The following is a 21,295-nucleotide window of genomic DNA, read 5'->3' on the forward strand; positions in this document are numbered from 1 at the left end:
CCCCCTGTTCATCGGGGGTCTTTTGCGTTTCCGGGTGCCCCCGCGCGCAGCCCGTCCATGACGAGGTCCAAGAGCCGGGCGGCGCGCCGCTCCCAGTCCCCGCGGGGGTCGATCTGCCAGAGGCCGGCTATGGCGAGAAGGAAGTCGTCCGCGGTGACACCGGGACGTATGGCGCCGGCTTCCTCGCCCGCGCGGAGCAGGAGTTCGGCCGCGGCCGTCACCGGGGCGTGGCCGGGTTTCGCTTGGCCGTGCGAGGCGCTCACGGCGTGACGGAACGCCTCCGCCAGGCCGGCCTTGGCCATCGCGAACCGGGCCAGCCGGTCCATCCACTCCCGCAGCGCCCGGTCGGGCGCGCAGTTCCGCAGCAGCTGGCACGCGGCGTCGGCGACCTGCTGCGTCTCGTAGCGGTAGACCTCCAGGACGAGTGCCTCACGGTTGGGGAAGTTCCGGTAGAAGGTGCCCTGTCCGACGCCCGCCTTCTTCGCGATCGCGCTCAGCGGGGCGTCCGCGGAGCGGGTCAGCTCGGCCAGTGCCACTTCGAGGATGCGCTCGCGATTGCGTTGCGCGTCCGACCGCAGAGGTGTGTCCTTCTGCTGCCGCATTTGCCCTCCTCGTGATCACTGGGCGTCACGGCCGAAACCCGTCCTTGATAGGAAAGCGTGCTGACCGGCGCGGCGGCCGACGCCGAGACCTTCGCCGCCGCCACGGACGCCGAACTGGCCGCCGCGAAGCCGCTGCGCGACAACGGATACAAGGTGACGCTGATGCGCAACCTCGTGGTGGCCGTGCTGACCGAACTCGCCGAGGAGGCGACCCGATGACGACGTCCACCACCACCGGCACGTTCAAGGGCGCCGTCGGCGGCCCTGCACATCCGCGTGGAGGGACGGGACAAGGTCACCGGGGCGGCCCAGGTCACGCCGTTCGCCGCCGAAGCACCGGCCCTGCCCGTGCTGCTGGCGGCGCTGTCCGCCGCGGTCCGGGGCGAGCCCACGGCCGTCGCCCGCGTGGTCCGCGGCCCGGTCGGCCTCCAGGGCCGAGCGCTGCTCGTGCGGGCGGACGGGACGTACGGGGGAGTCGCGGGCGGGGCGTATGAGAGCGCACCGGGCACATCGTGCGAAGGCGGACTCGGCGGCGCGCCGGAGCTGGACCGGGCGGCGGCGGCCGAGGCCCGGGCGCTGCTGGAGGCCGGCCGTACCGGCACGGTAGAGCTGTCGGAGGACGGCTCGCACTGCCCCGGCGGCCTGACCCTGCTCGTCGAGTCGAGCGTGCCGCCGCCCCGCATGATCGTCTTCGGCGCGATCGACGTCGCGGCGGCTCTGGTGCGCGCCGGGAAGTTCCTCGGATATCACGTGACCGTGTGCGACGCCCGCCCCGTCTTCGCCACCCGCGCCCGCTTCCCCGAGGCCGACGGCATCGTCGTCGACTGGCCGCACCGCTACCTGCGGGACACCGCGACCGACGCGCGCACCGTGCTGTGCGTGCTCACCCACGACGCCAAGTTCGACGTACCGCTGCTGCAGGAGGCCCTGCGGATGCCGGTGGCGTTCGTCGGCGCGATGGGCTCGCGCCGCACGCATGCCGACCGGGAGCGACGCCTGCGCGAAGTCGGCCTCACGAAAGGGGAGTTGGCCCGGCTGCGGTCGCCGATCGGTCTCGACCTCGGCGCGCGTACGCCCGAGGAGACCGCCCTGTCCATCGCGGCGGAGATCATCGCGGCCAGGCGGGGCGGGACGGGCGTGCCGCTGACCGGGTCGGGGACGCCGATACACCCTGACGGCGAAGAGGGGAGCGCGGCGCCGGCCGCCAGAAGGTCCGGTGCGGGTTCGAGTGGAAGGGCACCCGCGACGGGCGTACCGTCGAACGGTGACCCGCAGTGGACGCCGAGCGGCCACTGCCCCTCGTGAGGGTTCGACCCCCGAGAGTGCGACATGCCATGACGAGCCCGCAGCCACATCCCTCAGCGCAGACCACCACCCGGGAACCCGGCGGTGGCGGAAACGCGATGGCGTTGCTGGTCCTCGCGTCCTGCCAGCTGATGGTGGTGCTCGACATCACCATCGTGAACATCGCGCTGCCCGACATCCAGAGCTCCCTGGGCTTCTCCACCACCAGCCTGGCCTGGGTGGTCAACGCGTACACCCTCACCTTCGGCGGCCTGCTGCTGCTCGGCGGCCGGACCGGCGACATCCTCGGCAGACGGCGCGTGTTCGTCTTCGGCGTGCTGCTCTTCGTGCTCGCCTCCCTGCTCGGCGGCTTCGCCCAGAACGAGGCCCAACTCCTCGCAGCCCGCGCCCTCCAGGGCGTCGGCGGCGCCATCGCGTCCCCGACCGCCCTCTCCCTGGTCAGTACGACCTTCCGCGAAGGACCCGAACGCAACCGGGCCTTCGGCGTCTTCGCCGCGGTCTCGGCGGGCGGCGGCGCGATCGGGCTGCTCGCCGGCGGAATCCTCGTGGAGTGGCTGAACTGGCGGTGGGTGCTCTTCGTCAACGTCCCGATCGGACTGCTCATCGCCCTCGCCACACCTCGCTGGATCAAGGAGTCCGAGCGCCACCCGGGCCACTTCGACCTCACCGGCGCGCTGACCTCCACCGTGGGCATGGTCCTGCTGGTGTACGGGTTCATCAGGGCCGCGCAGGAAGGCTGGCGGGACGCTCTCACGCTGGCCTCGTTCGCGGCCGCGGTCGTCGTCCTCGTGGCTTTCGTCCTGGTCGAGCGGCGTTCTCGGCAGCCGATCACCCCGCTCCACATGTTCGCCGACCGCAACCGGGCGGGCACGTACGGAATCATGCTCTGCCTCGCCGCCGCGATCTTCGGCATGTTCTTCTTCCTCACGCTCTTCGTGCAGAACGTGCTGGACTTCAGCCCGCTGGCAACCGGCTTCGCCTTCCTGCCGGTCAGTGCGGTCATCGCGATCGGTGCCGGGCTGACCTCGCGCTTCCTGCCCACCTACGGCCCCAAGCCCTTCATGGTCGTTGGCGCGATCCTCGCCGCCGCGGGCCTGGCCTGGCTGACCCTGACCGACGTCCACTCCACCTACGCGGGCAGTGTCCTCGGTCCGATTCTCGTCTTCAGCCTCGGCATGGGCATGGAGTTCGTCGCGCTCACCCTGATGGCGCTGTCCAACGTCTCCGTCCGCGAGACCGGTGCTGCCTCCGGACTCCTCAACGCCACCCAGCAGGTGGGCGGGTCGCTCGGTCTGTCCATCCTGGTCACGATGTTCGGTACGGCCAGCACCAACGAGGCCGACAAGCAGATCCCACTCTTCCTGGAACAGGCCACCCCCGCCGAACGCCTGCAATTCCAGCGCACCGGGGAGCTTCCACCGCCCTTCTCCGACGAGGTCCTGACCGCGGGAGTGTCGGCCGCCTTCGTCGTGGCCGCCATCTTCACCGCGGTCGCCGCGATCATCGCCGTACTCGTCATCCAGGTCCGGCCCTCCGACCTGGAACGGCTCAAGGGCGGGACGGGGCCGGGGCCGGTCTGAGGGCGGGGCAGCCGTGCGGCTCGTGCCCGGGCGCGGAAAAGGGCGTGCCCCCGTACTCCTCGGTTCCCTACACTCACCACGAACCACGCACCGCCCACCAGTTCGCGGCGCGTGCCATGACGTGAACGACGAGTGAGGGGAGCCGGCCGTGCGTGAGTGCACCGCTGTCGTCGTTCCCCGGCCGCAGTACGACGTGATCCTCGTGTCCTCGCCCGTCCGGTGCCCGCTGCGCGGCCGGTACCGGATGCCCCGGACGAACGACTGACCACGACGCCCGGTCTGAACTCCGGGCGCACGTACCCCGATCTGACGTGCCGTCAGAAAATCAGTGCCGTCCGGGAATCGCGCCGCCCTGTCACCGACCCATTCGAAAGGCCACGGGCCGTGCGCACCAACCTCAACCCCCTCTCCGCCGTCCGCAACCTCGGCATCCTCGCCCACGTCGACGCCGGCAAGACCACCGTCACCGAGCGGATCCTGTACGCCACCGGGACCACGCACAAGCGTGGCGAGGTCCACGACGGCACGACCGTCACCGACTTCGACTCCCAGGAGCGCGATCGCGGGATCACCATCTTCGCCGCGGCGGTGAGCTGCGCCTGGGACGGTCACCGGATCAACCTGATCGACACGCCGGGCCATGTCGACTTCGCCGACGAGGTGGAGCGCTCGCTGCGCGTGCTCGACGGAGCGGTCGCCGTGTTCGACGCCGTCGCGGGCGTCGAGCCGCAGAGCGAGTCGGTGTGGCGGCAGGCGGACCGGCACGGTGTGCCGAGGATCGCGTTCGTCAACAAGCTCGACCGTTCCGGAGCGGATCTCGACACGGCCGTCGAGTCGATCCGGGAACGGCTGCATCCGGCTCCGCTGGTCGTGCAGTTGCCCATCGGGCGCGAGGACGCCTTCACCGGTGTCGTCGATCTGCTGCGGATGCGGGCGCTGACCTGGTCCGACGACGGTGAGACGGTTGAGGAAGGTCCGGTGCCGGAGGGTCTGCGCGAGGAGGCGCTCAGGCGGCGTCGGGCGCTGGAGGAGGCGGTGGCCGAACTGCATCCGGGCGCGCTGGAGGAATTCTGTATGCAGTCGACGGTGGGCGTGCCGTCGGCCGACGGTATGGCGCGGGCCGACGGTATGCAGTCGACCGGCGACCTGCCCGCGCTCGACCAGCCCGCGCTCGACTGGCCCGCGCTCGACTGGCCCGCGCTCGACACGCACACGCTCGTCGACGCCCTGCGCGACCTCACGCGTACCGGCGAGGGCGTGGTCGTGCTGTGCGGCTCCGCCTACCGCAACCGCGGGATCGAGCCGTTGCTCGACGCCGTCGTGGCGTACCTGCCGTCGCCGCTCGACGTGCCCGCCGTGCGCGGCACGCGCGACGACGGCACGGAACAGGAACGGGCGGCCGACCCGGAGGCGCCCTTCGCGGCGCTGGCGTTCAAGGTGACCGCCACCGCGACGGGCCGGCTGACCTATCTGCGGGTGTACTCGGGAACGATCGGAAAGGGGGCCACCGTGATGGACGCGGGTGCGCGGCGCACCGAGCGGATCGGGCGGATCCTGCGGGTGCAGGCCGACCGGCACGCCCGGTTGGAGCAAGCGGTCGCCGGGGACATCGTCGCCGTGGTCGGACTGAAGTCGGCCCGAGCCGGCTCGACGCTGTGTGCGCCGGACGCCCCGCTCGTCCTCGAACCGCCCGGCGTGGCCGAACCGGTGGTCTCCGTGGCGGTGGAGGCACGCCGGTCCACCGACACCGACCGGCTGGCCACGGCGCTGGCGCGGCTGGCCGAGGAGGACCCGTCGCTGGTGGTCCGGACCGACCCCGAGACCGGTCAGACACTGCTGTCCGGCATGGGCGAGCTGCATCTGGAGGTCGCGGTGGAGAAGGTCCGGCGCGACCAGTCGCTGGGGGTCGCCGTCGGCCGGCCGAGGGTGGCGTACCGGGAGACGGTCGCCCGCGGGGTGTCCGGCCTGGTGTACCGGCACGTCAAACAGGACGGTGGATCAGGGCAGTTCGCGCACGTCGTCCTCGACGTGGAACCGTTGGGCCTGGAGAACGGCACGGGCTTCGAGTTCCGGTCCGTCGTCGTGGGCGGGCGGGTGCCGCAGGAGTACGTCCGGGCGGTCGAGGCGGGCTGCCGGGACGCCCTCGCCGAGGGACCGATCGGCGGGCACCCGGTGACCGGGCTGCGCGTCACCCTCACCGACGGGGCGACCCATGTGAAGGACTCCTCGGACACGGCCTTCCGTACGGCAGGCCGGTTCGCGCTCCGGGAAGCCCTGCGCGCCTCGGCGATGACCCTGCTGGAACCGGTCGTCGAGGTCACGGTCACCGTGCCCGAGGACGCCGTCGGCACCGTCCTCGGCGACCTCGCCGCACGACGGGGCCGGGTCTCCGGCTCGGCCACGCGAGCGGGGTCGGCGGTCGTCACCGCGACCGTCCCGTTGGCCGAACTGTTCGGCTACGCGACCCGGTTGCGCAGCCGTACCCAGGGCCGCGGCACCTTCACAGCCCGGCCCACCGGATACGCCCCGGCACCGGTCACCGCACCGATGCGGTGACGAGGTGACGCGGGTACCGCGGTGACCGACAGGCGGCCCCACCTGTACCCAAGGGTGGGGCCGCCCCGGTTCCCGGGTACACACGACAGTTGACGGCACGGCACGGCACGGCACGGCACGGCACGGCACGGCACGGCACGGCACGGCCGGGTTCGGGGCGTCGTACGCCGGCGCGCGGCGCCTGAGCGGTGGTCCCCAGGTCCCCGCCCCGGCCGCAATCCGGTTGCCGGGGCGGGGACCCGTTGAAAGGCTCACGCTCATGCCCACCTTCTCCGCGTCCGACGGAACCCGCCTCGCCTACCACGTGTCCGGTGACGGACCGCCCCTGATCTGTCTGCCCGGTGGCCCGATGCAGGACTCGGTCTACCTGGGCGACCTGGGCGGTCTGACCGCCCACCGCACCCTGATCCGCCTGGACCTGCGGGGCACGGGCCGTTCGGCGAGGCCGGCGGACCCGGCGTCGTACCGCTGCGACCGCCTGGTCGACGACGTGGAGGCGCTCCGTGAGGAGCTGGGCCTGGACCGGGTGGACCTCCTCGGCCACTCGGCCGGTGCGAACCTGGCGGTCCTCCATACGGCCCGGCACCCCGACCGCGTCGCACGCCTCGCGCTGATCACCCCGAGTGTCCACGCGGTCGGCGTCGAGATCACCGCCGAGGACCGTCTGAGCACCGCACGCCTGCGCCGGGACGAACCGTGGTTCACCCCGGCGCACGAGGCCCTGGAAGCGATCACCGCCGGCCGTGCGGCCCCCGACGACTGGCAGGCCGTCGCCCCCTTCTGGTTCGCCCGCTGGGACGAGGAGGCGAGGGCCGTACGGGAGGCGGAGGAGAGACAGCGCAATGACGAGGCGGCGGCCGTGTACGCCGCCGAGGGCGCGTTCGACCCGGCCGCCACCCGCGCGGCCCTCGCCGGTCTCGCCGCTCCGGTGTTCGTCCTGGCCGGAGAGGTGGACGTGGCGGCACCACCACGCGCCGTGGCGGAGTACGCGGGCCTGTTCCCGAACGCCGAGGTGGTCGTCCAGTCCGGCGCCGCGCACTTCCCGTGGCTGGACGACGCGGGGCGGTTCGTGACGGCGTTCCTGGAACGGGTGTCACAGGGGGCCGGCCCGAAGGTGTCCCCGCAGGTCAGCAGTCCCGGAACTCCGGCGACTGATTCAGCACCTGCGACCGCACCGACGTGAACCGCCCGTACGTCTCACCGTCGCGGGACTCCGGCCGGAACGCCGCCACCCGGTGGCAGTTCTGGAAGGCGAGCGCCACCCCGAAGTGGCGCTCCAGGCTGCCGCGGATCGCGTCGCTGGCCAGGGCGCGCAGCAGCTGGCCGCGCTCCCGCTCGGACGGGGGAGGGGTCTGGTTGTCGGTGAACTCCGCCTGTCCGCCCTTCAGTTCGGCCGCGAGGGAGGCGACGAGGTCGTAGGCGTACGGCAGGGAGGTGCGGACGGTGTCCACGAAGTCCTCCTCGCGGATGTCACCGTGCTCGGCCTCGGCGAGAAGCTGGGGGGAGACGTCGAGAGACATGTGCTGGGGTTCCTGTCCGGTTGTCGTGGGGTGAGGGGGCGGGCGAGGGGGTCAGGCGAGGGCGGCGGGGCCCGGCACGAAGTCCGGGTCCACCTGTGCGGCGAGGTCGAGGCCGGTCGCCTTGTCGGCCCAGGCCCGCGCGTTGCGCAGGTGGAACTCGACGGCGTGACGGTGATGCGTCGCCCAGTCTCTGGGGTGGGCGTCGACGGCCTCGCGCAGGATGGTCAGGGCGTGCCGGTTGTGCGGCTCGAGCGTGTCCAAGCCGCCCTCGGTACGGCCCTGTTCGGCCGAGCGCACCCAGGGGGAGTGCACCAGGTGCGTCAGGAGGTCGTCGCCGACGTGTTCCTTGAGGAACAGCAGGTCGTCCTCGCCGGTCACCTTGTTGCCGACCACGGCGACGCGGATCCCGAACTCCCGGGCGTGGTCCCGGTACTGGCGGTACACCGAGACGCCCTTGCGGGTGGGTTCGGCCACCAGGAAGGTCATGTCGAAGCGGGTGAACAGGCCGGAGGCGAACGCGTCCGCGCCGGCCGTCATGTCGACGACGACGTACTCGCCGGGGCCGTCGACCAGGTGGTTGAGGTAGAGCTCCACGCCGCCGAGCTTGGAGTGGTAGCAGGCCACCCCGAGGTCGCTCTCGTCGAACTCGCCGGTCGCCATCATCGGCACCTCGCCCACCCGCCGGACGTGCCGCGCGTGCAGCTCGTCGTCGCCGAGCAGGCGCAGCAGGCGTGAGCCGGTGCCGGGCGGGGTCGTCTTGATCATGGCCTCGCGGGAGGGGATGCGCGGGTTGGTGCCGCGCAGCAGGTCCTTGATCTCGTCGAGGTGAGCCCCGAGCGGAGGGGCGCCCAGGGGTCCGTCGTCCTGGCCGAGCGCCTCGGCCAGGTGCTGGTTGATGTCACCGTCGATGGCGAGGACCGGCGCGCCGGAGCCTGCCAGATGCCGGGTGAAGAGCGCCGACAGGGTGGTCTTGCCGCTGCCGCCCTTGCCGACGAACGCGATCCGCACTACCGCTCCACCTTTTTGAAAATGGATGTCATGTCGGTAGGTTGTAGGTGTGACTCGGGGGTGTCAAATCAGGCCGCAGTCCCGGGGTGGTGGCAGGGGTGCGTTGATCACCCTTCCGGCTTAATGCATATGATGTGCAAGTGCTTAACTACAGCATCAGGGCGGCCGGCCCGGACGACCTCGATGGTGCGCGAGCCGTCATGCTCGACACCGTCTACCGCGACTTCGGCACCGGGTACGTGCCCCGCTGGCACGCCGACATCGTCGACCCTGCCGCCGCCTACCTCACCCCCGCGCGCCACACCCTGCTGGTCGCCGTCGACCCGGGCGACGCGGCCGTCGTGGCCACCGCCGCCCTCGACTCCCGCGGCCCGGCCCACCCGCCGAACCCCCGCCACCTCGCCGAGAGCTACCCCTGTGGCGAGACGGCCCAACTGCGCCGGGTGTACGTGCGCCCCGGGCACCGCAGGCGCGGCCTCGCCCGGCGCCTGGTCGACGACCTGCTCGCCTTCGCGGCCGCCGACGGTGGCTACCGTGCCGTCTACCTGCACACCGACCCCGCAGTGCCCGGCGCCGAGCCCTTCTGGCGGTCCCTCGGCAAGATCGTCCACGACGAGCGCGAGGATCCCGGCGGCGGCAACGGCGTCGTCCACTTCGAGATCCCGCTGGGGCGGTGACGGCATGCGACGCCGCCACATCCTCGGTTCCCTGCTGCTCGCCCCCCTGCTCACCGCCTGTTTCGCCTCCGGCGGCGGCAGCGACTCGCCGAGCGACGCGAAGGAAGGCTCCCGGCTGCGGGTCGCTCTCGCCTTCCCGCCCGCCGAGAACCTCTCGCCGTACGGCGCCGACGCCACCATCCTCAGCCGCCTCGGTGTCACCGAGGGCCTCACCGCCCTCGACGCCAACGGCGCCGCCGCCCCCGCGCTCGCCCGGTCCTGGCGCCGCGAGAACGACCGCACCTGGGTGTTCACCCTGCGCGAGGCCACCTTCCAGGACGGCTCCGACGTGACCCCCTCCGCGGTCGCCGCCGCCCTCACCCACGCCACCGAGGCCAAGCCCGCGCCCGCCGCCCTCTCCGGCGTCACGCTCACCGCCAAGGCCGGGAGCGGTGGCGCCGTACGCATCACCACCGCCGCCCCCGACCCCGTCCTGCCCCTGCGCCTGGCCGGCCCGGGCCTCGCCGTGCTCTCCCCGAAGGCCTACGACGCCAAGGGCCGCGTCGACCCGGTCGGCACCGCCACCGGACCCTTCGAACTGACCAAGGTCACCGGATCGACCTCGGCCGCCCTCGACCGGTACGACGACTACTGGGCCGGCCGCGCCCAGGCATCCGGCGTCGACGTCCGCTTCATCGCCGACGGCACCGCCCGCGCCGGCGCCCTGCGCACCGGCGAGATCGACATCGCCGAGGCGGTCCCCGTCGCGCAGGCCGCCACCCTGGACGAGGACACCCGCAAGGAGACGGCCACCACCCGCACCACGAGCCTGCTCCTCAACTCCGGGACGGGCCCCTTCAAGGACGCCGGACTGCGCGCCGCCGCCCGCCGGGCCGTCGACACCTCCGCACTCGCCGACGGCGTCTACGAGGGGTACGCCGACCCCGGCGCCGGCATCTACGGACCCGCCGTGACCTGGGCCGAGGGCAAGCGGCGGCAGCCCGCCGGACGCGCTAAGGCAGGCGACCCCGACGGTACGAAGATCACCCTCGCCACCTACGACAACCGGCCCGAACTCCCCGAAGTCGCCCAGGTGCTGAAGCAGCAGCTGGAGAAGGCCGGGTTCACGGTCACCCTGGAGGTGCGCGAGTACTCCCGCCTGGAGAGCGACGCGCTGGACGGCCGGTTCGACGCCTTCGTCCTCGCCCGCAACACCCTCGTCGACACCGGCGACCCCCTCGCGGTCCTCGCCGGCGACTACACCTGCGACGGCGGCTACAACATCGCGCAACTCTGCGACAGGGCCGTCGACCGGGCCGTCGCCCAGGCCGAGGGCGTCGCCGACACCGCCCGACGCCAGAGCGCCGCCATGGCCGCCGAGGCCGCGGTCCTTGGCACCGACGCCGTCGTCCCGCTGGTCCACCAGCGCATCATCACCGGTGTCGCCGACTCGGTCGGCGGCGTACTCCTCGACCCGTACGAGCGCACCCTCGTCGGCACCGGAACGCGGCGCTGAACCGTGCGACGCCACGTGACCGCCCTCGTGTGGCGTGCCGCCCTCGCGGCCATCCTCGTCTGCGGCATCGGCCTGCTGCCCTGGCTGACACGGACCGACCCCGCGCTGACCGTCCTCAAGGCACGCTCGGCCGACCGCGACCCCACACCCCGGGTACTCGCGGACATCCGGTCCCAACTCGGCCTGGAACAGGGCCCATTGCCCTTGCTGGGACAGTGGCTCGGCGGGCTGTGGCGCGGGGACGCCGGACGGTCCTGGCTCTCCGGCGACGAGGTCACCCCCGCCGTGCTCCAGGCCCTCGGCGCATCCCTGCTGCTGATGGCGGTGGCCCTCGCGGTCGCCGCCCTCACCGCCGCCCTGATCTGCGCCCGCACCCTGTGGCTCGGCGCCCACCGGCACCTCGACGGCCGCCGAGCGGGAGGCGGCGGATCGGCCGTACTCGCCGCGCTGCCCGAGTTCCTCACCGCATCCGTCCTCGCCACCGTCGTCGGCGTACAACTGGGCTGGCTGCCCGCCCTCGGCTGGTACGGACCCCAGTGGACAGTGCTGCCCGCCCTCGCCCTCGGCCTGCCCGCCGGCGCCGTCATCGGGCGGCTCCTCGACGACCTGCTGCCCGGCGCCTTCGCCGAACCCTGGGCCCTGGCGGCCGCCGCCCGCGGACTGCCGGGGCGCAGCATCGCCCGTCAGGCGGTCCGCCGCTGCCTGCCCGGACTGCTCCCCAACCTGGGCCTGTTCGTGGTCGGCCTGACAGGCGGTGCCGTCGCCGTGGAGCAGATCTTCGACATCCCCGGCCTCGGCCGCACCACCCTCCAGGCCGCCCTCGCCCAGGACCTGCCCGTCCTGCAGGCCGGCACGCTGGCCATGGTCCTGCTGGCGGCGGCGACGGCCGGGCTCGCCGCCCTCGCGACCCGGCGCCTCGTCGGCCCGGCCCTGCGGGACGGCGCGTTGCCCTCACTCCACCGGCCATCGCCGCCCGTCCGCAGGATCCTGCCTTTTGCATACGGTGGACTGCTGACCGTCGTCATCGCGCTCGGCCTGCCCCGCGACCCGCTCACCCTGGACACCGGCGAACGCCTCCGACCGCCCTCCCGGACCCACCCCTTCGGCACCGACGCCCTCGGCCGGGACGTCCTCGCCCGGGTCGCCCACGGCGCCGTCGACACCCTGCTGCTCACCCTTGCGATCGGCGCGGCCGCGCTGCTCACCGGCGTGCTGCTCGGACTGGTGCCCCGGCTCTCTGGACCGCTCGTCGACACCGTCAACGCCGTCCCGCCCGTCCTCCTCGCGCTCCTGGTCACCGCGATCGCCGGCAGCGGGCCCGCCACACCCGCCCTCGCCGTGGGCGCCGTCGCCTGGGCGCCCCTCGCCGCACACACCGCCGCGCTGCTGCGCCAGGAACGCGCCGCCCTCCACGTGACGGCCACCCGCGGCCTCGGCGCCGACCGCTGGTACCTCCTGCGCCACGAACTCCTGCCCGCCGCCCTCCCGCCCGTCACCCGCCACGCCCTGCTCCGGCTGCCCGGCATCGCCCTCGCCCTCGCCTCCCTCGCCTTCCTCGGCCTCGGCGCCCAGCCGCCCGCCCCGGAGTGGGGCCTGCTCCTCGCCGAGAACCAGCCCTACGCCGAGCGAGCCCCCTGGGCGGTCCTCGCCCCGGCCGCCGTACTCGCCCTGCTCGGGGCGCTCGCGGTGACCTCAGCCGGCGGAGTGCGGCTGCCCAGGCGCACCCGGCCTCCTACACCCCAGCCACCGGCCGAAGAGCCGTCACCCGCGAAGGAATTGGTGGGAACCCAATGACCGCACTGCTGACGGGACTGCGACGCAAGGCGCCCGGGGCGCCCGGAGGCACCCGCCTCTCGCCCCTGCTGCGCCTGCTGATCCTCACCCAACTCGCCTTCAACGTCGGCTTCTTCGCCGTGCTGCCCTTCCTCTCCGAACACCTCGGACAGGCCATGGGCATGGCCGGCTGGCTCGTCGGCCTGGTGCTGGGCCTGCGGACCTTCAGCCAGCAGGGGCTGTTCGTGGTGGGCGGGGCGCTGGCCGACCGGTACGGCATCAGGCCGGTGGTGCTCGCGGGCTGCGTCCTGCGGATCGCGGGATTCGTCTGGCTCGGACTCGCCGAACGGACCTGGGCCGTCATCGGCGCCGTCCTGCTCATCGGGTTCGCCGCCGCCCTGTTCTCACCGGCGGTGGAGTCCGAGGTCGCCCGGCAGGCGGTGGCCTGGGAGTCGGCGGGCGGCGGCTCCCGTACCCGCGTCCTGGCCCTGTTCACGGTGGCCGGACAGGCGGGCGCGTTCGTCGGACCGCTCCTGGGCGCACTGCTGCTGTCGGTGGACTTCCGCACGGTGTGCCTGGCAGGAGCCGGAATCTTCGTCCTCGTCCTCGCCGGCCACGCGTGGCTGCTGCCGCAGCACATCCCCGGCCGCGAACGCGTCCACGTCCGGGGCGGACTGGGAGCGTTGCTCCGCAACCGCCGCTTCCTCGCGCTGTGCTGCGCGTACGGCGCCTACCTGCTCGCCTACAACCAGCTCTACCTCGCCCTCCCCGACGAGGTGCAGCGCGCGGCCGGTTCCCAAGCCCCGCTCGCCTGGCTGTTCGCCCTGTCGTCGCTGCTGGTCGTGACCGCCCAACTCCCCGTCACCCGCTGGGTGGGCGACCGCCTCGCCCTGCGCCGCTCCATGGCGACCGGACTGCTGCTGATCGCGGCCGGCTTCGCGGTGGTGGCCCTCGCCCGGCCGGCGGCCTGGACCGGCACGCCGGGTCTGCTGCCCGCCGCCGGCTTCGTCGTCCTCCTCACCTTCGGGCAGATGCTTGTCGCCCCCGTCGCCCGGGCCTGGGTCCCCGACCTCGCCGAGGAAGGCCGACTCGGTCTGTACACGGGAGCGTTGTTTTCGGTGTCCGGCCTGATCGTCCTCGTCGGCAGCGCGGCGACGGGGATGCTGCTGGACAGCGGACTGCCGGCCGTGGTGCCGTGGCTGGTGCTGGCGGTCGTACCGGCTGCGGCGATCGGGCTGTTGCCACGCAGATAGGGTCCGCGGGTCCGCCGCAGGGCAATCCAGGACATCCGGGTGGTGACGGACGACGTGATCGTCGGCGACGGTATACCGCATGCCGTACGGCTACTGCCGACGGTATACCGGATACCGCAGATTCAGGACGCCACCGGCTCCGGCCGCGCCACCAACTCCAGCATCTCCGCCACGGCGACCTTCTGCGACCGCGACGTCCGCCACAGCCACAGGATGTCCCGGCCGAACGACCAGACCAGCAGCGCCAGCGCCGTCGCGACGACCGCGAACGTCCCGGCGTACGGCAGGAGGTTTGAGGCGGCGAGCAGGAGGAGGACGCCCTGGAGTGCGGCGACCGTCTTGCGGGCCGTGCTCGGGGGGAGCGGGGCGTTGAGCCAGGGCAGGGCGCGGGCCGCGGCGACGAAGGCGTAGCGCATGACGCCGATCAGGAGGACCCACGGGCCGAGGGCCATCGCGACGTACACGCTGAGCACCAGGATCAGGAACGCGTCGACCTCCATGTCGAAGCGGGCGCCCAGGGGTGTCGAGGTGCCCGTACGGCGGGCGACCTTGCCGTCCACGCCGTCGAGGATCAGTGCCACCGCCGTGAGGCCGACGAACAGCGTCACCGGCGGTGAGCTTTCGAAGGAGTCCGCGACCAGGGCGGTCACTACGCCGACCAAGGTTGCCCGTCCGAGGGTGACCCGGTTGGCCGGGCCGAAGGAGCGCAGGCGGGAGCGGTGCAGGGCTCGGGAGAGGACCGCCCAGGTGGCGATGGCGAAGGCGAGGCCGGTGAGCCAGCCCGCCGGCCCCATGCCGATCGCCGTGCCGAGCAGGGCCAGCAGCAGGATCTGCAGGCCCGCTCCCACCGCGGTCTCCTGCTGGACCAGCCTTGCGTCGTAAGTGTTGTTCAGGGCCACCGCACATTCCTCCGGCCAGGTGACAGAGTGGATCAAGGCCGCGTACTGTGCGCGACCTGTGCACACCTCGGTACGTGAACAGCTTCCCGATCGTTCAGGAGGATGCCGATGAAGCGCGCCGCACGTGCGTTCTGGCTCAGCTCCCCGGGCCATGGCGAGATACGGGAGACGGCCCTGCCGGACCCCGCCGAGGGCGAAGTCGTCGTCCGCTCGCTGTACTCCGGGGTCAGCCGGGGCACGGAGACCCTCGTGTTCCGCGGAGGGGTGCCCGAGAGCCAGTACGCGGCCATGCGGGCACCGTTCCAGGAGGGCGACTTCCCCGGGCCGGTGAAGTACGGCTACCTCAATGTGGGTCTGGTGGAGGAAGGACCGGCGGACCTCGTCGGGCGGACCGTCTTTTGTCTGTATCCGCATCAGACGCGGTACGTCGTCCCGGTGGACGCGGTGACGGTCGTACCGCCGTCCGTGCCCGCCGAACGGGCGGTCCTCGCCGGCACCGTCGAGACCGCCGTGAACGCCCTGTGGGACGCGGCGCCGCTGGTCGGCGACCGGATCGCGGTGGTCGGCGGTGGCATGGTGGGCTGTTCGGTGGCCGCCCTGCTGGCCCGCTTCCCCGGCGTCCGCGTCCAGTTGGTGGACGCCGATCCGGCCCGCGCCAAGACCGCCGAGGCCCTCGGCGTCGACTTCGCCTCGCCCCAGGACGCGCTCGGCGACTGCGACCTCGTCGTGCACGCCAGCGCCACCGAGCAAGGTCTCGCCCGCTCCCTGGAGTTGCTGACCGCCGAGGGCACCGTCCTCGAACTGAGCTGGTACGGCGACCGGCAGGTCAGCCTCCCGCTCGGCGAGGCCTTCCACTCCCGGCGGCTGGTCATCCGCAGCAGCCAGGTCGGCTCCGTGTCACCCGCCCGCCGCTCCAGCCGGACGTACGCCGACCGGCTCGCCGTCGCCCTGGATCTGCTCGCGGACCCGGCGCTCGACGCCCTCGTCACGGGGGAGAGCGGCTTCGGCCAACTGCCGGACGTGCTGCCGCGCCTGGCCTCGGGCGAGATCCCGGCCCTGTGCCACCGGGTCCGCTACGACGAGGACGAGTGAACGGGCGGCACACGGGTTCCCTCCCGTACGCCCTACCTCAGGCGCACAAGAGCGCCTGACCTGAGAAAAGAGTGAGAGGAGGCTGAACAACGGGGGGTGAGGAGCCGTACTACACGGCATCCCCCGGCAGGGATCAGCGGGGGACAAGACGCGCCGCACCTGGAGGGTCGTCCGTTGTTCAGCATCACCGTCCGCGATCACATCATGATCGCCCACAGCTTCCGCGGCGAGGTCTTCGGACCCGCGCAGCGCCTGCACGGAGCGACGTTCCTGGTGGACGCCACGTTCCGGCGCGAGCAGCTGGACGACGACAACATCGTCGTCGACATCGGACTCGCCACACAGGAACTGGGCGCCGTAGTCAGCGAGCTGAACTACCGGAACCTCGACAACGAGCCCGACTTCGCCGGAGTCAACACCTCAACGGAGTTCCTGGCCAAGGTCATCGCGGACCGGCTCGCCGAGCGGATCCACAAGGGCGCGCTCGGCGAGGGCGCCATGGGCCTGGCGGGTCTCACCGTCGCGCTGCACGAGTCGCATGTCGCCTGGGCGAGTTACGAGCGTGCCCTGTGACCGACACGACCATGGAGCGGTCGACGGCCGCCACCACGGCGCTCGACTACGTGCCCGTGCAGCACTCCGCTCTCAAGAACGCGGAGATCATCCCGATGTCCCTGCGCTCCGTGCACTTCGTCCTGCCGGGCGGCGTGGACGACCCGACCGCGCCCAGCGGTGGCAACGCCTACGACCGGCGCGTGAGCCTGGACCTGCACGGCTTCGGCTGGCAGGTGCACCAGCACGCGGTGCCCGGCGAGTGGCCCCGCCCGGGAGCGGCGGCCCGTGCGCAACTCGCGCAGACCCTGCGGGACCTGCCGGACGGGGCCGTCGTCCTCCTGGACGGGCTGGTCGCCTGCGGTGTCCCGGAGATCGTCGTCCCCGAGACGGAGCGGCTGAGCCTGGCCGTCCTCGTCCACCTCCCGCTCGGCGACGAGACGGGACTGGACCCGGCGGTGGCGGCGGAACTGGACGCACGGGAGCGCACCGTTCTGCGGGCCGTCCCCGCCGTCATCGCCACCAGCGACTGGGCGGTCCGCCGCCTCGTCTCCCACCACGGCCTGGCCCCCGACCGGGTCCATGTCGCCGCCCCCGGCGCCGACATCGCCCCCCTGGCCTCCGGCACCGACGGCGTGTCCCGGCTGCTGTGCGTCGCCGCCGTGACCCCGCGCAAGGGGCAGCACCGGCTGGTGGAGGCGCTGGCCGGGGTGACCGACCTGCCGTGGAGCTGCGTCTGCGTCGGCGGACTCACACAGGACCCGCAGTACGTCGCCGGCCTCAGAATGCTGATCCAGAAGTACGGCCTCCAGGACCGCCTGCATCTGGCGGGCCCGCAGTCCGGCGCCGAACTCGACGCCAGCTACAACGCGGCCGACCTCATGGTCCTCACCTCCTACGCCGAGACGTACGGCATGGCGGTCACCGAGGCCCTCGCGCGGGGCATCCCCGTGCTGGCCACGGACGTCGGCGGTCTGCCCGAGGCGGTCGGCCGCGCCCCCGACGGCGGTGTGCCCGGCATCCTCGTCCCGCCGGAGGACCCGGCAGCCCTCGCCTCGGAGCTGCGCGGCTGGTTCGGCGAGGCGGACGTACGACGACGGCTGAAGGCAGCCGCCCGGGGCCGGCGGTCCGCCCTGGGCGGCTGGGCGGCGACGGCCCGCAGCCTGGCCGTCGTCCTGGGACGACTGCCCGGCGAACCCAGGAGGGTGGCATGAGGAGGACGGCAATGACACAGCAGACGGGGATGATTCCGACGCAGCTCGGCCCCGATGGGGCCGTCGAGTCGAGGGATTTCGTGGTCGCCGGTCCTGGAGGAACGTCAATGGAAGTCCCCGCTCCCGCTCCCGCCCCCGTCACCGGATCCGTGGAGGTCCCCGGCGAGGCCGGACACGTCATCGCCGGCGCGGGACCCACCCTGCGCCCCGGTGAGCGTCCCACCGTGCGGCTGCGGGACGCCGGGCCCGACGACCCGCCGCGGTACGCCCCCGAGTGGCTGGAGCTGCGGGAGGGCGCCGACGCCGCCGCGCGGGCGGCCGAGCTGATCGATCCGCTGCGGATCCGGCTCGCGAACCTGCCGGGCAAGACCGGGACCGTCGTCCACGACCTGGGCTGCGGCACCGGCTCGATGGGCCGCTGGCTGGCCCCCCGCCTGGACGGCGCCCAGCACTGGATCCTGCACGACCGCGACCCGTACCTCCTGCACTTCGCCGCCGTGGCGTCCCCGCGCGCCGGCGCCGACGGCAGCCGCGTCTCGGCCGAGACCCGCCGCGGTGACGTCGGCCTGCTCACCCCGGACGCCCTCGCCGGCGCGTCCCTGGTGACGGCGTCCGCGCTGCTCGACGTCCTCACTCGTGAGGAGATCGACACCCTCGCCGACGCCTGTACCGGAGCGGGCTGCCCGGCCCTGCTGACGCTGTCCGTGGCCGGCCGCGTGGATCTCAGCCCGTCCCACCCGCTCGACGCGGAGATCGCCGACGCGTTCAACGCCCACCAGCGCCAGGGCGGCCTGCTCGGCCCGGACGCCGTCACCGCGGCGTGCGAGGCGTTCTCCGAGCGCGGCGCGACGGTACGGCTGCACCCGAGCCCGTGGCGCCTGGGCCCCGCCGAGGCGGAGCTGACCGCCCAGTGGCTGCGCGGCTGGGTCGGCGCGGCCGTGGAACAGCGCCCGGAACTGCGCGAACGCGCCGACCGCTATCTGCAAGAACGCCTGGCGGCCTGCGCGGCGGGCGAGTTGCGGGTCGTGGTCCACCACACCGACCTGCTGGCACTGTCCCGGCCGACGGGCGGAGCGTCATGAGCGTGGAGACGGTACGGACTTGGGCCGGGCTGCCCGGCGTCGAGCCGAGGGCGCGGCACACGGACATGGTCGTGGCGCCCGCCCTGGCCGGCGGCACGCCGGCGGCTCCCACGGGTGCGGCCGTCTCCGAGGACCGTATCGGCGTGATCGTGTCGGCACCCCGGCCCGGCGCCGCCCGCTCCTTGTTCTCCCGGTTCCCCCGGTTCCCCCGGTTCTCCCGCTTCGGCTCCCGGGCCCTGCGCACCCACTTCGGGACCGTGGTGGGCGTGGCCATCCTCTCCGTGCTGCTCTGGCGCCTCGGTACCGGCGTCTTCCTGGACGGCCTGCGCCGGATCGACGGCGTGACGCTGCTCGTGGCGCTCGGGATCGGTTTCGTCACCACCGTGTTCAGCGCCTGGCGCTGGCAGTTGGTGGCCCGTGGTCTGCGCATCCGGCTGCCGCTCGGCCCGGCCGTCGCCGACTACTACCGTGCGCTGTTCTTGAACGCCGCCCTGCCCGGCGGCGTCCTGGGCGACGTCCACCGGGCGGTCCGGCACGGGCAGAGCACCGGTGACCTGGGCCGCGGGGTCCGCTCGGTCGTCATCGAACGGGCCGCGGGACAGGTCGTCCTGGCCGTCGTCGGCGTCGCCGTGCTGCTCACGATGCCGTCGCCGGTCATGGCCGACGTCCGGCACTTCGCGCCCCTCATCGCGTTCGCCGCGCTGGGCGCCCTCGCCGTCGTCCTGGCCCTGCGGCCGAACCGGGCCTCCTCACGCCGGGAACGGGCGCTGCGCACGAGCTTCGGCGAGGCGCGCGAGGGGCTGCTGTCGCGCCGCAACGGGCCCGGTGTCGCGCTCTCCTCCGCCGTCGTCCTGGCGGGGCACCTCGGGATGTTCGTCGTCGCCGCCCGCGTCGCCGGATCCGCCGCCTCGGCCGCTGTGCTGCTGCCGCTCGCGGTCCTCGCCCTGCTCGCCATGAGCCTCCCGCTCAACGTCGGCGGCTGGGGCCCCCGGGAGGGCGTCACCGCATGGGCGTTCGGCGCCGCCGGACTGGGCGCGAGCAGCGGCCTCGCGGTCGCGGTCGTGTACGGGGTGCTGAGCTTCGTGGCGAGCCTGCCGGGTGTCCTGGTACTCGTCGTCCGCTGGCACGCCGGCCTGCGTGCCGGGGCGGGAAACGACAGCGGGGCCCAGGCCGTCGCAGCGGACCCGGAACCCCGTCACACATCCCCGGCCTACTCCGTGGGCTCGCTGCCGGTCAGCATCGAGAAATACGTGCCGAATGATTCCGTCAGGCTCGCGAGGAGCACCTTCCCCTTTTCCGCGGAGCCCAGCGAAGGGCGGCCGATGACACCCGAATCGGTATAGCCGGACATACCGAGGGTCAGGAGATGACGACGGTCGTCCGCGACGAAATCGGAGGTCTCATAGCCGGGTCGGACACATTCGGGATGAGCGTGCAGAAGAATGGAGGTCTCTATTTCTCCCGCGTGCATGTCGGTGAGCAGCGAGGTGGCCACCCCTGCCCGCTCCCGCGCCGCCTCCCAGTCCTCCGCGGCCGGGAAGAGGGCCATCCGCTCACCCCGCGCGGAGGATTCCTGAACGACGTTGCCCAGCACGTAGTTCCCGCCGTGTCCGTTGACCACCACCAGGGTGTCGACGCCGGAGCGGCGAAGCGAAGCCGCTATGTCCCGTACCACCGCGTGAAGGGTGACGGAGGAAATGCTGACGGTTCCCGGCCAGGCCGCGTGCTCGTGCGAACAGGAGATCGTCACCGGAGGCAGGAGGTGCACCGGGTACGCCGCGGCGATCTCCCGGGCGACGGCACAGGCGACCAGCGTGTCGGTCGCCAGCGGAAGGTACGCACCGTGCTGCTCGAAGCTCCCGACCGGAAGGACGGCCACCTGCGTTGAGACGTCCGCCCCTCGCGTCCGTACGTCTTCGGTAGTGTCCGCCGGCACCAGACCGTACGCAGCCGACCGTATTCCCGAACCACTCATCTTTTCCCGGCCTTTCGTCTCTGCTTAGGAACCAGATCATGACAGATAAAATTGGCGTGCTCGGCAAGAAGTCGCCACAGCGCACCGGTGTGGAACGCGTGGTGAATGCCCCGCTGCCCACCGTGTACGGGAAATTCCAGGCGGTCGGCTACCTCGATCACGACCGCGGTGACGAACAAGTGGCCCTGGTCTACGGTGAGATCGGCACGGACGACGTCCTGACCCGCCTGCATTCCGAGTGCCTGACCGGTGACGCCTTCGGTTCCCAGCACTGCGAGTGCGGCGACCAGCTCGCCTCCGCGCTGCGCGCGGTCGTCGCCGAGGGCAGCGGCGTCGTCGTCTACCTCAGAGGGCATGAAGGCCGCGGCATCGGCCTGCTCGGCAAACTGCGGGCGATGGCGCTGCAGGCGGAGGGCCTGGACACCGTCGAGGCGAACCTGGCGCTCGGCCTGCCGGTGGACTCCCGCGACTACGGCGTCGCCGCCGGGATCCTGCACGACCTGGGCGTGAACTCGGTCCGCCTGATGTCGAACAACCCGCGCAAACGCGAGGCGCTGGTGCGGCACGGCATCGAGGTCGCCGAGACGGTGCCGCTTCTGATACCGCCGTGCGAGAACAACATCACCTATCTGCGGACGAAGCGGGAGCGGCTGGACCACCATCTGCCCCATCTGGACGCGGTGGCGCACCTGTCCTGATTCCCGGGCGGCGA

18 protein-coding genes and 2 pseudogenes are annotated in these 21,295 nt (G+C 72.7%); 15 read left to right on the forward strand and 5 right to left on the reverse strand.

The window, feature by feature from the left end; genetic code table 11:
- Positions 1-8: 8 nt before the first annotated feature.
- Positions 9-602 carry a TetR/AcrR family transcriptional regulator gene (locus tag KUM49_RS25010; RefSeq protein ID WP_217239172.1) on the reverse strand — a complete coding sequence of 198 codons (594 nt, stop codon included), beginning with the start codon at positions 600-602 and terminating at the stop codon, positions 9-11.
- Between the two features lie 51 nt (positions 603-653).
- Between KUM49_RS25010 and KUM49_RS25015 the strand changes: the two are divergent.
- The 5 genes and pseudogenes from KUM49_RS25015 to KUM49_RS25035 all read left to right on the forward strand — a co-directional run.
- Positions 654-821: pseudogene (locus KUM49_RS25015) on the forward strand (xanthine dehydrogenase family protein subunit M); the annotation flags it as partial.
- Positions 822-878: 57 nt separating this feature from the next.
- Positions 879-1,907, forward strand: coding sequence for an XdhC family protein (locus KUM49_RS25020; RefSeq protein ID WP_308406724.1), 1,029 nt, complete (start codon positions 879-881; stop codon positions 1,905-1,907).
- A gap of 98 nt (positions 1,908-2,005) precedes the next feature.
- The gene (locus KUM49_RS25025) at positions 2,006-3,487 is read left to right on the forward strand and encodes an MFS transporter (protein WP_217239241.1); all 1,482 of its coding nucleotides are present in this window, start codon (positions 2,006-2,008) and stop codon (positions 3,485-3,487) included.
- A gap of 384 nt (positions 3,488-3,871) precedes the next feature.
- Positions 3,872-6,043, forward strand: a complete 2,172-nt coding sequence (locus KUM49_RS25030; RefSeq protein WP_217239173.1) for an elongation factor G — start codon at positions 3,872-3,874, stop codon at positions 6,041-6,043.
- Between the two features lie 259 nt (positions 6,044-6,302).
- The gene (locus KUM49_RS25035) at positions 6,303-7,226 is read left to right on the forward strand and encodes an alpha/beta fold hydrolase (protein ID WP_217239174.1); all 924 of its coding nucleotides are present in this window, start codon (positions 6,303-6,305) and stop codon (positions 7,224-7,226) included.
- Here the strand turns inward: KUM49_RS25035 and KUM49_RS25040 are convergent.
- The gene (locus KUM49_RS25040) at positions 7,171-7,563 is read right to left on the reverse strand and encodes an SCO5389 family protein (RefSeq protein WP_217239175.1); all 393 of its coding nucleotides are present in this window, start codon (positions 7,561-7,563) and stop codon (positions 7,171-7,173) included. The two genes, KUM49_RS25035 and KUM49_RS25040, sit on opposite strands and share 56 nt — an antisense overlap.
- A gap of 51 nt (positions 7,564-7,614) precedes the next feature.
- Positions 7,615-8,571, reverse strand: coding sequence for an ATP-binding protein (locus KUM49_RS25045; RefSeq protein WP_217239176.1), 957 nt, complete (start codon positions 8,569-8,571; stop codon positions 7,615-7,617).
- A 140-nt stretch (positions 8,572-8,711) separates the two neighbouring features.
- On the opposite strand from KUM49_RS25045, the gene KUM49_RS25050 reads away from it, so the two are divergent.
- The 4 genes from KUM49_RS25050 to KUM49_RS25065 are packed head-to-tail and all read left to right on the forward strand — an operon-like array spanning position 8,712 to position 13,769.
- The gene (locus KUM49_RS25050) at positions 8,712-9,248 is read left to right on the forward strand and encodes a GNAT family N-acetyltransferase (RefSeq protein WP_217239177.1); all 537 of its coding nucleotides are present in this window, start codon (positions 8,712-8,714) and stop codon (positions 9,246-9,248) included.
- A 4-nt stretch (positions 9,249-9,252) separates the two neighbouring features.
- Entirely contained in the window at positions 9,253-10,743 is a 1,491-nt protein-coding gene (locus tag KUM49_RS25055; protein WP_217239178.1) for an ABC transporter substrate-binding protein, read from the forward strand.
- Positions 10,744-10,758: 15 nt separating this feature from the next.
- Entirely contained in the window at positions 10,759-12,537 is a 1,779-nt protein-coding gene (locus KUM49_RS25060; RefSeq protein WP_308406727.1) for an ABC transporter permease subunit, read from the forward strand.
- Entirely contained in the window at positions 12,534-13,769 is a 1,236-nt protein-coding gene (locus KUM49_RS25065) for an MFS transporter (RefSeq protein ID WP_217239180.1), read from the forward strand. Before KUM49_RS25060 ends, KUM49_RS25065 begins: the two co-directional genes overlap by 4 nt.
- Positions 13,770-13,891: 122 nt before the next feature.
- Here the strand turns inward: KUM49_RS25065 and KUM49_RS25070 are convergent, their stop codons facing one another.
- Complete coding sequence (locus KUM49_RS25070; protein WP_217239181.1) at positions 13,892-14,668, reverse strand: CDP-alcohol phosphatidyltransferase family protein; 777 nt, start codon at positions 14,666-14,668, stop codon at positions 13,892-13,894.
- 108 nt (positions 14,669-14,776) lie between these two features.
- Between KUM49_RS25070 and KUM49_RS25075 the strand changes: the two genes are divergently transcribed.
- The 5 genes and pseudogenes from KUM49_RS25075 to KUM49_RS48555 form a co-directional block, all read left to right on the forward strand.
- Complete coding sequence (locus tag KUM49_RS25075; protein ID WP_217239182.1) at positions 14,777-15,760, forward strand: zinc-binding alcohol dehydrogenase; 984 nt, start codon at positions 14,777-14,779, stop codon at positions 15,758-15,760.
- A 174-nt stretch (positions 15,761-15,934) separates the two neighbouring features.
- Positions 15,935-16,333 (forward strand): 6-carboxytetrahydropterin synthase, encoded by a 399-nt coding sequence (locus KUM49_RS25080; protein WP_217239183.1) that lies wholly within the window; start codon positions 15,935-15,937, stop codon positions 16,331-16,333.
- 11 nt (positions 16,334-16,344) lie between these two features.
- The gene (locus KUM49_RS25085) at positions 16,345-17,526 is read left to right on the forward strand and encodes a glycosyltransferase family 4 protein (RefSeq protein ID WP_217239242.1); all 1,182 of its coding nucleotides are present in this window, start codon (positions 16,345-16,347) and stop codon (positions 17,524-17,526) included.
- Between the two features lie 107 nt (positions 17,527-17,633).
- Positions 17,634-18,608, forward strand: a complete 975-nt coding sequence (locus tag KUM49_RS25090; RefSeq protein ID WP_217239184.1) for a class I SAM-dependent methyltransferase — start codon at positions 17,634-17,636, stop codon at positions 18,606-18,608.
- A 65-nt stretch (positions 18,609-18,673) separates the two neighbouring features.
- Positions 18,674-19,648: pseudogene (locus KUM49_RS48555) on the forward strand (lysylphosphatidylglycerol synthase transmembrane domain-containing protein); the annotation flags it as partial.
- Between the two features lie 170 nt (positions 19,649-19,818).
- Here KUM49_RS48555 and KUM49_RS25095 read toward each other — a convergent pair.
- A complete protein-coding gene (locus KUM49_RS25095) occupies positions 19,819-20,583 on the reverse strand; it encodes a creatininase family protein (RefSeq protein WP_217239185.1) in 765 nt (254 codons plus the stop codon).
- A gap of 38 nt (positions 20,584-20,621) precedes the next feature.
- Here KUM49_RS25095 and ribA point away from each other — a divergent pair, with 38 nt between their 5' ends.
- Positions 20,622-21,281 (forward strand): GTP cyclohydrolase II, encoded by a 660-nt coding sequence (gene ribA / locus KUM49_RS25100; protein WP_217239186.1) that lies wholly within the window; start codon positions 20,622-20,624, stop codon positions 21,279-21,281.
- Positions 21,282-21,295: the final 14 nt, after the last annotated feature.

Origin of the sequence: Streptomyces sp. AC555_RSS877 (assembly GCF_019049245.1) — a bacterium.
Lineage (GTDB): Bacteria > Actinomycetota > Actinomycetes > Streptomycetales > Streptomycetaceae > Streptomyces.

What these genes read in the sequence shown, in the direction of transcription:
- KUM49_RS25010 (WP_217239172.1), bottom strand. Translation starts at nt 602, where the DNA reads ATGCGGCAGCAGAAGGACACACCTCTGCGGTCGGACGCGCAACGCAAT.
- KUM49_RS25025 (WP_217239241.1), top strand. Translation starts at nt 2,006, where the DNA reads ATGGCGTTGCTGGTCCTCGCGTCCTGCCAGCTGATGGTGGTGCTCGAC.
- KUM49_RS25035 (WP_217239174.1), top strand. Translation starts at nt 6,303, where the DNA reads ATGCCCACCTTCTCCGCGTCCGACGGAACCCGCCTCGCCTACCACGTG.
- KUM49_RS25040 (WP_217239175.1), bottom strand. Translation starts at nt 7,563, where the DNA reads ATGTCTCTCGACGTCTCCCCCCAGCTTCTCGCCGAGGCCGAGCACGGT.
- KUM49_RS25055 (WP_217239178.1), top strand. Translation starts at nt 9,253, where the DNA reads ATGCGACGCCGCCACATCCTCGGTTCCCTGCTGCTCGCCCCCCTGCTC.
- KUM49_RS25065 (WP_217239180.1), top strand. Translation starts at nt 12,534, where the DNA reads ATGACCGCACTGCTGACGGGACTGCGACGCAAGGCGCCCGGGGCGCCC.
- KUM49_RS25075 (WP_217239182.1), top strand. Translation starts at nt 14,777, where the DNA reads ATGAAGCGCGCCGCACGTGCGTTCTGGCTCAGCTCCCCGGGCCATGGC.
- KUM49_RS25085 (WP_217239242.1), top strand. Translation starts at nt 16,345, where the DNA reads ATGGAGCGGTCGACGGCCGCCACCACGGCGCTCGACTACGTGCCCGTG.
- KUM49_RS25090 (WP_217239184.1), top strand. Translation starts at nt 17,634, where the DNA reads ATGGAAGTCCCCGCTCCCGCTCCCGCCCCCGTCACCGGATCCGTGGAG.
- KUM49_RS25095 (WP_217239185.1), bottom strand. Translation starts at nt 20,583, where the DNA reads ATGAGTGGTTCGGGAATACGGTCGGCTGCGTACGGTCTGGTGCCGGCG.
- ribA (WP_217239186.1), top strand. Translation starts at nt 20,622, where the DNA reads ATGACAGATAAAATTGGCGTGCTCGGCAAGAAGTCGCCACAGCGCACC.